Here is a 12,750-nt window from a genome sequence, read left to right as displayed (position 1 = left end):
AGTTCTCGTCCTTAATACAAATTATGTTCAGGCTTGCCTGCAAACATAAGTGCGCCTTCAATCGCGTCAAACTGAGGTTCAACAACCCAAGCTTGTACGGGTGGAGACAGCCACGCTTTGATTCGTTCAGCGATACTGCCCATCAAACAGATACGCGTTGCTCCTTTACGGTTTAACGCGACAAGAAACATCTCTATATCAGCAGCAGTTTGTTGCAGCATTTTGATCGCTAATGGATCGCCTTGATGAGCATGGTGAAAAATAGCTGGCGAAAACTGACCGTAATCGCGTGGCAGGGCATTCTTAGACCAAGCGACGATTTGATCGACATCGTGATTAAAGTGAGCCATTACATGTTGAGAAAGAGGTGTTTTCTCAATGATATCGTCTTGCGCGAGTAGAACTTGCTGGATCAGGTGAAGGCCCATCACCGCGCCGCCACCTTGATCGGAAATTGGAAACTCTCGACCACCAACAACGTGCTGTGTACCGCCGGCTAGGTAAATGCCACATGAGCCGGTACCTGCAATCATGATCGCACCATCGTCACCGTTATGTGCGCCCACACATGCACCGTAAGCGTCGGTATTAAGAACCAGAGAGGCAAATGGATGAGGCAGAGCCATAAATTGCTGCCAAGCCGACTTTTGCTCTGCACCTGCCAAAGCAAGGCCTACGTGCATGGAGCCAAAATCAGACTCGCTTAGGTCACCTTGTTTCGCCGCTTGAGTAATAGCGTCGACAATTGAAGTCATAGCGACATCGACACCTAATAAAATATTAGCGCTACCACTTTTAGCTTCACCGATAAACTCGCCATTTTCAGTGCGAATACGTGCGCGACAAGAAGTGCCACCGCCATCAATGCCTACATAATAAAGCGTCATGACTTGTCTCCTTGAGCAATGAAGTAAGTAGAGTGGTTAAGAATTGCCAGCAGATACCAAGCACCATGAGGGATCCATTGCTCGCCCCAGCGCCAGTTCTGCAGCATGTCATCTTTCTGTTTAGGCGGGTTAAAGGCGATATCTTCTTCATCCTCAAATCCAGCAGTGATTCCGTTACAAACCCCGCCTTTGGCATTAAAGAAGCCTAGATCAGGTAGGTAGTCTGGGTTGTTATGACCGTGACCATCAAGCATGCACATGTCGTAAGGATTCAAGCCTAAGATCCAGTTGAGGCAATCTTGCGAGAAAGTCATCAGGTGCTGTTTCAGTGCTGGATCTTGCAGGTATGGCAAGGCAAAGAAAACCATGCTGCTCAAAGACCCTAAACGTGCATTTTCACCTTGCCACCAGTAACCAGTTTCGTTGTTGTGTGCGACGAAGAAGGCATCACGTTTATCACTATCAACCGCTTTTACATATTGGCGCGGGTAACCAAATGGGTTAGCGACGTGGGAAGTTATCGCCAGCTCAAATTGCAGCGCTTGAGTGACTGTGTTGAGAGCGGCAGCGTAAAGCGCCTCATCAGATTCAATCGCGAGGTATTCACATAGGGCTATGACAGGTAAGCCAGCTTCAGCCGCGTGATAGTATGGACGACTGCCATCACTATTGGCTGACCAGAAATGGTTAAACTGCTCATCGCTACGTTGGCGTTGCTGAAGTTTTTCACTCCATAGACGGCACTCAGTGAGGAACTCAGGATTGCTGCTGCTCTTAAATAGTTCAATAGCCGCGAGCAGAGCGCAGTACTCATCAATGATGTTCTCTTCACCATCATTTAGGTATTGTTGATTGTGCTCTTTTAAGTGCCAGTAACCGCGAGTGGCGGCATTTAAGTAATCACTAGACTGGTATTCACCATGTTCATCTTGGCGTGCTGCTGCGGCTAAAGCTGCGATGGCAACACCACCACCTTGTCGGTATGCCGCTTGATAATCTTCCGACTTAACGCCTTCTTGGGTCGCATAAGCACAGATTTCACGCTGCTTGATATCTTTCGACCACTTGTCGAATACCGTCATATAGAAGAAGCCTGCTTCATCTTGCATGCGGACTAAGAAGTCGGCACCGAACAGGGCTTCTTCGGTCAGGCGAACTTTAGAAAATAGCGGGACGTTATCATTGTCGCTAATGAGCTCGGCACCTTTAAACATATTCCACACAACCATTGGAATTTGTTGCGGGTTAAGGTAGTTCGCGTAAGAAAGGTGGCTTAGGTATTTACTCACGTCACCTGAGGCATCATACCAACCGCCATGTACGTCAGCGGTTTTGTCTGAGCCAAGCAGTGGAGCTTGACTGTCTTGCTGGTCAAAACGGCCACCACAGCGTTGAGACTTAAAGTAATGTAGAACGTCAGAGAAGGTATTTTTCAATAGTAAGCCTTCAGCTACCTGAAAGATTTCAGAGCGTAAATTGTCGACTCTTAGGTAGTAACGCCCAACTTGTTCAAAGTGGGAGAATTCGATGCGAAAAAAATTCCCTTGGTGCCAGTTGGCGACCTTAGTACCCTTATTGATACTAAAAGACGCTACAGTTTGATGACTATCAGCACAGACTAACAGCGCAGTGGTAGAAGAAAGTCGTGGCTTACGCGTCATCAAAACGGCCTGCTTAGGCCCAAGGGCTTCATAACCAATATGGTTAGTAAGTAGCAGCATCAAAATCTCCGAAATTAATATGTTATAGGTCTAGTAGAAGCGCCAAGAGCCGGAGCTCTTGGCGTAGGTCATTAATTTTCGTATAGGTAACAACGGACAAAGTGGTTATCAGACAGTTGAGTGACTGCTGGTAATTGTTCACGACACTTGTCTGAAGCATGTTGGCAGCGTCCAGCAAATGGACAGCCTGCAGAAGCTGGAGTCCAAAGAGGGATTTCCCCTTTGTTGCCCTTCAGCTTTTCATGGATCGATTTGCTTGGATCCGGTACTGCGGAAACCAGCAGTTGGGTGTACGGGTGTTGAGGGTTATGAATGATCTCATCAGTGTCACCCCACTCAACCATATGACCCACATACATAACCGAAAGATCTTCAGCGATGTAACGTGCGGTTGCGATATCGTGCGTGATGTAAAGTAGAGACATCTGCTTTTCAAACTTCATCTCTTCCATCAGGTTTAAAACACCTGCACGGATTGATACATCAAGCATCGATGTCGGTTCATCGGCCAATACCACTTCTGCGCCAACAGCGATGTTGCGAGCAAGGTTGACACGCTGACGCTGACCACCAGATAGCTGGTGAGGGAACTTCTGCGCAGTCTCTTTTGGCGGGATCAAACCTACTTGTTCTAGTAGATCGTAAACGCGCTCTTCCTGCTCTTTTTTATTGCGTGGATCGACTTTCTTGTGGATCAGCAATGGACGCAAAATATGGTGAAAGATGTTATGAGTTGGGTTAAGAGAACCAAATGGGTCCTGCCATACCATCTGCACACCTTCACGGTAGTTCATGACATCAGAACGCGAGGTGATTTTTTGAATATCACGCCCTTTGTATTCGATTGCGCCAGACGTCGGTGCGTACATTTTGGCAATCATCTTCGCGGTGGTCGATTTACCTGAACCTGATTCACCTACTACAGCAAGGCCGCGGCTTTTATACATTTTGAAAGACACGTCATTAATTGCACGCATCATAGGTTGTTGTAAGGAATTACTATTGATTGGGAAATCCTTAATTAGGTTTTTTCCCTCGACTAGTAATTCACCAAATTCTTTGCTCATGATTGTCTCCAGTAATCTTTATTATTATTTCTCAATCGCTTTCTAGAGCTTCGCTTGAGCGATTGGCTCACCATATAGGTGGCAGTTTGAGAAACGATTTGGCTCAATTTGTCTTAGCTGGGTTGGGATGCGAGTACAAGCTTCATGAACGCGGTCACAGCGAGCTTGGAAACGACAGCCTTGAGGTACCTCTAAAAGGTTTAGAGGGTTGCCAGGAATACCCGTTAGCTTAGTTTTAGGGCCTGTTAATGGAGGGAAAGAACTACCCAAACCTTTCGTGTATGGGTGGAAAGGACTTTCCAAGATCTCTTTCGATGGAGCGACTTCAATCAGTTCACCGGAGTACATGATGCCGATGCGGTCTGAGAATTCGACCATCAATGAAAGGTCGTGAGTAATGAATAGGATAGAGAAACCAAACTCTTCTTTTAGCGCATAAATCTTTTGTAGGATTTCGCGTTGTACAACCACATCTAGCGCGGTAGTTGGCTCATCCATGATGATCATTTTCGGGTTTAGCGCGAGTGCAATCGCAATCACTAGACGTTGACGCATACCACCAGAGAACTGGTGAGGGTAGTCATTCAGACGGCTAGGGTGAATATCAACGATTTCCAATAGACCTTCAGCGCGCTTACGAGCTTGCTCGCGAGTCATGTTGGTATGACGCATGATTACGTCGCAGAATTGGTCTTCCATTGTCAGTACTGGATTCAGCGCGTTCATCGCACTTTGGAACACCATAGACATCTCACTCCAGCGGAACGCCTGCATACGATCATCGCTGTATTTCAGAATATCTTCACCGTTGAAGATTACCTCGCCACCAGTAATAAATGCTGGCGGCTTGTGAAGGCGCATTAGTGAGAATGCGACGGTTGATTTACCACAGCCTGACTCGCCTGCTAGGCCGAAAACTTCGCCTGGTGCAATATCAAAGCTCACATTATTACAGGCACGGACGTCGCCCGCTTCTGTAATATAGTCAACGCATAAGTTGCGGATAGAAATGAGTGGTGCTGTCATGATTATTTATCTCCGCTCCAAAGTGCATTTTGAGGTGCTAGTTCTGGCTCACGCTCTTTTTGGTCTTGTGCTGCTAGCTTCTTCCAACGCTTCATACCTTTGTGTGAGCGAAGTTGTGGGTTAGCAATTTCATCAACTGCGAAGTTAAGGAGTGCTAGGCCAGTGACTAGAATGGTTAGTGCAATACAAGGTGCAACAACTTCCCACCATGCACCAATCAGCATTGCAGATGATGTTTGTACGTTGTACAGCATGATGCCCCAACTGATAGTGCTTGGGTCGCCTAGACCTAGGAATGAAATAATAGACTCCATACCAATTGCGTACATTACTGAACCAATGAAGCTTGCGCCCACGATTGGGATTAGGTTCGGTAGAATCTCAACGAAGATGATTCGGAATGAAGACTCGCCTAATACTTCAGCGGCTTTTACGAACTCTTTCTCACGTAGCGCTAGAGTCTGAGAGCGTATTACCCTCGCACCCCAAGCCCAGGAGGTACAGCCAATGATGATGGCAATGGTTAGTGGGCCTGCTTCACCGATGAAAGCAGCAAGAACGAACAGTAGTGGATATTGGGGGATTACCAGCATGATGTTCATCGCAGCAGTGAGCACGTCATCCACGCGACCGCCGAAGTAACCCGCTGAAATACCGATGACTGTTGCTAGGAAACATACAGTTAGACCTGCACCAAAGCCGACACCTAGAGAGATACGCGCACCGTGTACTAGCTGTGACCAAATGTCACGGCCCATACGGCTTGTACCTAAAACGTGGTCCGCTTTCTTTGACATGATCATAGTGCGGCGGTCAGTTGCTAGGTTTTCAGCGATCCAACCGTCTGGGTTAGCTTGAGCTGATTTTACGATATAGCTTGGGTATTCATGTGGGTTACCCGTACGTTTATCTGGAGCATGCTTAGTGATAAGCGGCGCGGCAAGAGCCATAAAGATAAACAATGAAACAATCACTAGGCCTGCACATGCGTATGCATTGCCAAGAATAAGTTTGAATAGGTCTTTCATAATTATTTCCCTCCCTTACGAAGGCGAGGATCTAGAACAACGTAAAGCATGTCGGCAATAAGGTTAAATGACAGCATGAATAGCGTCATGATGATCAGCTGTCCTTGCAGTACTTGGTAATCACGAGCGTGGATAGCATTAAGAAGAACCGTACCAAGACCCGGGTAGTTAAAGATGATTTCAATGATTAACTGACCACCGATTGCCATACCTAACGACATAGATAGCGCGGTGACACTTGGTAGTAATGCGTTACGAGCTGCGTAGTTGAAGACAACGCGGTTTTCACTTAGGCCCTTACCTTTCGCCATTGTGATGTAGTCTTCTGCCAGTAGGTTGATCATGTTGTTACGCATGTTCACTAGGAAGCCGCCGATTTGGATAATAGACGCACAGAAAAGCGGCAATACGGCGTGATAAGCAACGTCTTTATAGAACTCCCAGCTTGTCCAATCGGGTGTAACACCTGCTGTGTAGGCATAACCAGTTGGGAACCATTTAAGTCCAATTGCAAAGATGAAGAGCGCCATCATTGCGATTACAACCTGAGGTACTGCCTGAATGATTAGCATACCTGGAGTAACAAACGCATCGTATTTACTACCGCGTTTCCAAGCTGCGAAAATACCTAGGATTGAACCTAACGAGAAAGAAAGGATAACCGCAGAGCCAGCTAAGAATAGAGACCAGCCAAAAGCGCCACCTAGTAGTTTATTTACTGAAAGCGGGTAGAACTGGATAGAAGTACCTAGCTCCCAGCTCAAAATGTTTTTCATGTAGGCAACATATTGTGCAAATAGACCGCCATCGACAAAGCCTAGTAGCTCTTTCATAGCAGCAATACGTTCCGGTGTTACCTGTACCGAAGCGTTAGCAAACATCATGGTAACCGGATCGCCCGGCATCGCACGAGGAATAATAAAGTTTAGTGTCGCAGCAACTAATAACGCGACAAAGTAAAACGACAAACGTCTTAAAAAATAACCCATAACTCACACCTTACTCACCCAGATTTTCCCTGTTTCTGGTTTCAGGTCGCTCCTAGCGAAAACTCAAATTTAGAGCGAATAATCCCCTGACGACAGGCGCCATATTGTAAATAACTCATAGAGTGGGGGATTGAGTGGCGCACAGGAAGTGCGCCACAAGATAGAACAACTACTTATTTAACTGGTTTTAGGTCCAGTACGTGTAGTAGACGCTCTGGGATACCAGCCCAAATGTTTGGACGGCCTTTTGGATTTTCTTCGTTCCACCAACCAGTAAAGCGAGTTGTGTTGTATTGGAACATGTAAGCACCAGATAGAACAGGAATCGTTACTTGGTCTGCAGCGATGATTTTTTGGATACCATGAGCGATGTCTAGCTGTTCGTTCTTATCAGCTGTTTTGTAGAAGCTGTTTAGAAGACCATCTAGCTTGTCGTTCTTGTAGTAGTGCATTGCAAAGCGAGGCATACCGTCACCAGACTGTAGCTCTGAGTTGTAAGCACTGTTCCAGTATAGGTGTGGATCCGCACCGTGGAAGTAGTTGGTGTAAGCTACGTCGTACGTTGCTTCAAGCATAGCTTGGTTGTACACAGAGAAATCTGGAGTACGAGCTTTCGCTTTGATACCAATTTCTGCTAATTGCTCAACTGCTAGCTGAACAGTGTTGTTAAAGTCTGTCCAACCGTTAGGAGATTGAATTAGAAGCTCGAAAGACTTACCAGATGGAGTGTCAACGAAACCATCTTTGTTTACGTCTTTAAAGCCTGCTTTCTTAAGTAGCTCTTTAGCACCTTCTACGTTGTATGTGTTGTAGCCTTGGTATTTCTTATGAGTTCCCTCATCAGACCAAGTCTTAAACGCGTAACCTAGGCCAGATGCGAAGTCATTTACCGTACCGCCACCGTAGAATGCGATATCAATGATAGTTTGACGGTCAAGAGCCATAGAGAACGCGCGACGGAAGTCTACGTTAGTTAGCGCTTCGTTCTTCGCAGCATCAGGGTGCTTGAAGTTAACTACGAATGCCTGTGTACCTGCTGGCGGGTACCAGTATTGGTGGTTAGGGCTTGCAGCCGCGTAAGTACGGTCGATATCTGGAATGAATGATGAAGTCCAGTCCATTTCGCCGTTTACAACTTTACCAAGGAATTGGTCGTTGTTCGCAATTTGTGGAACACGTAGACAGTCAACGTCTAGGTTGTCTGCATCCCAGTAGTTAGGGTTTTCACACTGAATGTAAAGCTGTGGAGTAAACGTTGCGATTTCAGTAAATGGACCAGAACCTACAGGGTTTTCGTTAGTGAATGTTGAAGGATCTTTAATCTTGCTCCATACGTGCTGTGGTACTACAGGCACTTTCACGATTTCGTAAGGAGCGTTTGAGTTAGCTTCTTTGATGTTGAACTTAACTTGGTAGTCGTTCAATTTCTCAACGCTAGAAACCCAAGAGTTGATGCCGCTTTGATCTAGCTCTGGCTTCTCTTTAACTAGGTTGAAAGAGAAAATTACGTCGTCTGCGTTGAATGTTTCACCGTCAGACCACTTAACACCTTTACGTAGGTCAAATACAACACTCAGTAGATCGTCAGCAATTGTGTAGTTCTCTGCTAGACGGAATACAGGAGTGTTACCTTGCATTTCGTTGAATACTACTAGTGGCTCGTATAAGAAGTCAGTCGTAGTGTGTAGGTTAGTAGCACCTAGGTACGGGTTAAAGTTACGTACAAAAGTGGTGAACTCTTTAGGGTGGATCGTTAGTTCACTGCGCTCAGCGGCTGCTGCAACAGATGTGAATCCGGTTGCTGCTGTTGCAATAATTGCTGTTGCTAGTGCTGTTTTTTTAATGTTGGCAAGCATAGCTGTTCCTTACTATTTGCTTTCATTTCACTTATATGGATGGAATGTCATCAATTGATAAACACTCACTAAGGCCTACCTCTCTGTCTGAACATCTTCCGGAGGAGGTCGAGGTTCGAGAGTGGCCTGTAGGCCTTAGGCACAGTAAGAAAACACCTTAACGTTAATTTTCGCAATTGCTATTCCCGTTAAAACCGTTAAAACCTCACTCGCCATCGTCAATTCCGTTGAAAAGTTTGCGTTTGCTGTTTTTTTGTTCGCAATTTGCACTTTGAACTGAGTCGCATAACATCCTACCTTGAATTTTGAATGTAAGTGGTTACTTACTTGTCGTGTTTTTATTTGTATGAATTTTTGGTGCTGTGGATAATCTTGAGATCTTGGTCACTGGTGTTGGTTAGTGTTAATTTACGTGCCTAAATAAAAACTGCCGTCTTGTTGTGATTGCCTTCGCAATATGAACTCTTTTTATCCAATGAGCGAGGTTTTAGGCAATTTTAGATACTCAGTGAGCGCTTTTATGCAGCGATACATTGACGTGAAATCGTGTTGTTTTACGCAGCGTATTAACTACAAGTGAAGGCCATACCATCGATTTTTAGCCAATAAAAAAGCCCACATATAGCGGGCTTTGTTTAGTATTGAGATGCTCTTTAACTGGTGAGTAAATGCTGCAGTTTATCGCGTAGCGCTTCGATATGACTGCGCTCAGGGCTTTGCTCATTACAGTGCTCTAAGATGTAATCTAGCGAGCTTAAAACCGTTCTCCAGCGAGGAGTTTTTGGCAAGGTCTCAGGGCGTAGATACTTATCAAGAGTACGTGTCTGTAAGGTGCTACGGTCAAGGTAGACACGCCATAACCCACTCTGCTCGGCGAAAGCGAACTTGGTTTGCCCTGTGACGGACTCCCAATATGAAATCGCACTTGTCATTGCATCAACCAACACTTCGCGCATGATATCTTGCTTAGACTTGCTATCACTAGCAACGCGGTCTGCAAGGCGGGTAAATTCGCCACCTAGCTCTTTTAGCTCTTGCAGCTTAGCTTTGTCGCCTTCAAAGGCAAAGCTAGAAAGCGCCTCAATCGCTGTCTCTAAATTATTGATGCGAGATGCATTAATACTGCCGCCAACATTAAAGATGTACATTGACTTCAAACCTGCGCCTTCTGGCAGTTTTAGAATATCGGCAGAGAGGTGTTGTCTAACATCTTCTACGTAGATATCAATAATGCCACAGTAATGTTCCTGCACGACATTTAGGAACTTAGGCGCAATCAATTCGTCAGCATTAGAGCGTTTCAGTTGCTCCGTTGAACGTTTGAAAAGTCGCGAAGCTGCTTCATTAGCAAAGCGAATCTTGTTGTCATCACGGACACAGACAATCGCTTCAGGCGCGGTTTCAAGCTGCTCAAGCAGGCGGCCTTGTGTCTCTAACAGACTTGCTTCAACCATCGCACGTTGTTTTAGCTCCAATTGCAGCGCTTGGTTTTCTAATCGACGTTGCTCTGCTTTGCTTGCCGTTAAGTGTGCAACGATACGTGCCGCCAACTCTTGCTTATTAAATGGCTTCGACAAATAGTCGTTGGCACCGACGCTAAAGCCTCGAACTCGATCATCGGTTTGATTTAATGCTGTCAGCATGATAATTGGGAGCGCGGCATGATCGTAAGTTTCACGTAGTGATTCACAAACTTGGTAGCCGCTCATACCTGGCATCATGATATCAAGCAGCAATAGCTCAGGCTTTTCTTTTTCAACCGCAGCAAGTGCTTCATGACCATCTTTTGCGGTGCGAACGCGGTAGCCTTCAAGGCGTAGGAAACTGTCTAATACTCTTAAGTTGACCGGTTCATCATCAACCACAAGTAACAATGGGCCATCCGGGTTTTCTGGCAGGCTTGCAGGCTCTGCTAATTCAATATTGCCAGTTTCTGGCGCTTTAAAGTGCGGTGCTTCGTATTGGTTGGCGACTTCAATTTGTTCAAGTGACGCGATTGGTAGGGTAAAGCTAAAGGTTGTTCCTACCATCGGTTGGCTGCTGACATACAACGAGCCGTTCATCAGCTCAATCAACTGACGACTAATCGATAAGCCCAGACCAGCACCTTGGCGGTAACGGCTAGAATCACTGCCCGCTTGAATTAATGGTTCAAAGATATGCTCAAGCTGATCGGCTGGGATACCTTGACCAGTATCGACCACTTGTACACGAATATTGTCATCAACCACATTAGCTGAAATAACGATCTTACCTTCACTAGTGTACTTGATCGCATTGCCAACTAGGTTATACAGCACTTGTTCTAAGCGCTGAGGATCCGCGCTGACCCAAACGGGTTCATTAGGCACTTGGTTAATGATGCGAATCGGTTTATTGCCCAATAAGTGTGAAGAGAGCTCAAGTACAAGGCGGGTTGAACCAGCAAGATCAACCGCACTGGTCTCAATGTCTAAGTTGCCATAGCGCATCTTGTGGTAATCAAGCAGGTCATCAACCAAGGTTGCAAGTCGCTGTCCGCTGCTGATAATGATATCGAGCTGATATTTATGCTCTGAAGTAATTGGTCCATTTGCGCCAGAGGCCAAAGCTTCGGCGATACCCACCATACCGTGCAAAGGGGTACGTAACTCGTGAGAGGTGGTCGCTAAGAACTCATCTTTCAGCTTGTTGGCCAGTTGTAACTCATCATTTTGCTTTTGAATAAGTTTAAGGTTGCTTTCCAGCTCTTCGTTTTGCTGTTTGATGAGCAAGATCTTTTCACGAATTGAGCGCTGCATACGCTCAAAACTGACTGCAAGTCGACCGATCTCATCTTTGCGCTGAGTATTGGTCATATCTGCGTCAAGATCACCCGCCGAGACTTTTTCCGCTGCCCAAGTTAGCTTGAGTAGTGGCGAGGTAATAAAGTTAGACAGGTAATGAGAGGCCATCACTACCAGCAAAATAGCGGTCAGCATGGCGAAGATAAACAGTGTTTCAAGTTGGTGAACCCGAGCAAAAGCAACGCTTTCAGGCACCTCAACCACAATCGCCCAATCAATGCCTTTTAGTGAAATTGGGCTATAAGCAGCGATGATCGCTTCGTCTTCCGTATTTGAGTAGGTACCAACATTTGTCAGTCCTGATAGGGCGAGATCGACCACTTGGCGGCTCTTATCAATGTCTTCTTGTTGATAAGCGAGCGTACGAGATTGGTGATCACTGCCGACTAGCAGTGTTTTCATTGAGGCAATGTTGTTGGTGTCAGCGATGAGCTTGGTGATGCCATTATTCGGTAAGCGGAATAATGCATAGCTGTGCAAATAGCCTTGCTGGATGATAGGCGCACCGAACCAAGCGACTGATTTACCTTGTTCTTGTGAGAAATCAGAAAGGACAACTGGGGTAAAATCCTCGTTGGTTTTACGCTTTTCGGTCACTAGCCTGTTTAGCTTGGCAAAGGTTTTACCGAGATTAGCGTCTTTGTATTTTCCGGTCAGTAAGTTGGTGCCGTAGTTATCGTACTTGTAAATAGAGTAGGTAACGTTACCCTCTCTATCGACCAAGAGAATGTCGTCAAAATCAGAACGTTTTAGCAGTTCTTGATACGCCCAGTGATAACGTTTATGCAGCAGTCGGTATCGCTCGGTGCCATTGTAGTTGCTTGATTGCGGCAATATTGACGTTTTGATCTGATCCCCAGAGCCTTCAATATAGCGCTTTTGAGCATATTGACGTGCTTGTTCGATATCGATGCCGAGACTTTGAAAGGCGTTAACCAAGCCGTAAAAGCGCCCACCACTCGCGTAAGCCAGTTCTGAGCGGACGAACCCCATCACTTCTGACTCTTTGGCATACAAGTAGTCAATCACTTGCTGCTGTTTGCTATCTCGGACAGAAACTAGGTGTGACGTGCTCTGTTCCTGCAGATCTTTGGTATGAGATTGTAAGAAGAAAATGGCGATAACAGTAAGAGGGGTAATGCTCAAGACGAGAAACGCGAGCATTAAGGTGTTTTGCAGACGCTTAAATTTTTGCTTTCGATACAGCTTAAACATGATCTAATTAGACTTTCCGTGAGAATTCAGCTTGTCGCGTCAAAGTGCACATCAACAAGCGAGTTGAAAACGTTATTTTCCTAAGATGACAAAATTAACGAGTTTTTTTACTTTGACAAGTAAGTTGCAAGGAAAG

The 12,750-nt window shown here is 45.8% G+C and carries 8 protein-coding genes; all 8 read right to left on the bottom strand.

What is annotated here, in order from left to right:
* Positions 1-11: 11 nt before the first annotated feature.
* The 8 genes from ELS82_RS14065 to ELS82_RS14030 all read right to left on the bottom strand — a co-directional run bounded on the left by ELS82_RS14065 (position 12) and on the right by ELS82_RS14030 (position 12,614).
* Positions 12-887, bottom strand: a complete 876-nt coding sequence (locus tag ELS82_RS14065; RefSeq protein WP_134836030.1) for a glucosamine kinase nucleotide-binding domain-containing protein — start codon at positions 885-887, stop codon at positions 12-14.
* Positions 884-2,608: a glycoside hydrolase family 9 protein gene (locus tag ELS82_RS14060; RefSeq protein ID WP_134836029.1), complete on the bottom strand. Its 1,725-nt coding sequence runs from the start codon at positions 2,606-2,608 to the stop codon at positions 884-886. The genes ELS82_RS14065 and ELS82_RS14060 overlap by 4 nt, the downstream gene beginning before the upstream one ends.
* Positions 2,609-2,679: 71 nt before the next feature.
* Positions 2,680-3,675 (bottom strand): ABC transporter ATP-binding protein, encoded by a 996-nt coding sequence (locus ELS82_RS14055; RefSeq protein WP_134836028.1) that lies wholly within the window; start codon positions 3,673-3,675, stop codon positions 2,680-2,682.
* A gap of 42 nt (positions 3,676-3,717) precedes the next feature.
* The gene (locus ELS82_RS14050; RefSeq protein ID WP_134836027.1) at positions 3,718-4,701 is read right to left on the bottom strand and encodes an ABC transporter ATP-binding protein; all 984 of its coding nucleotides are present in this window, start codon (positions 4,699-4,701) and stop codon (positions 3,718-3,720) included.
* A gap of 2 nt (positions 4,702-4,703) precedes the next feature.
* Positions 4,704-5,729, bottom strand: a complete 1,026-nt coding sequence (locus ELS82_RS14045; protein WP_134836026.1) for an ABC transporter permease — start codon at positions 5,727-5,729, stop codon at positions 4,704-4,706.
* Between the two features lie 2 nt (positions 5,730-5,731).
* Positions 5,732-6,718, bottom strand: coding sequence for an ABC transporter permease (locus ELS82_RS14040; protein WP_134836025.1), 987 nt, complete (start codon positions 6,716-6,718; stop codon positions 5,732-5,734).
* A 173-nt stretch (positions 6,719-6,891) separates the two neighbouring features.
* On the bottom strand, positions 6,892-8,574 hold the full coding sequence (locus tag ELS82_RS14035) for an ABC transporter substrate-binding protein (RefSeq protein ID WP_134836024.1): 1,683 nt from the start codon (positions 8,572-8,574) through the stop codon (positions 6,892-6,894).
* A 653-nt stretch (positions 8,575-9,227) separates the two neighbouring features.
* Complete coding sequence (locus ELS82_RS14030) at positions 9,228-12,614, bottom strand: response regulator (RefSeq protein ID WP_134836023.1); 3,387 nt, start codon at positions 12,612-12,614, stop codon at positions 9,228-9,230.
* Positions 12,615-12,750: the final 136 nt, after the last annotated feature.

Source organism: Vibrio ouci (assembly GCF_004551525.1).
Classification (GTDB): Bacteria; Pseudomonadota; Gammaproteobacteria; order Enterobacterales; family Vibrionaceae; genus Vibrio; species Vibrio ouci.
This window is presented reverse-complemented; position numbering and strand designations above follow the sequence as displayed.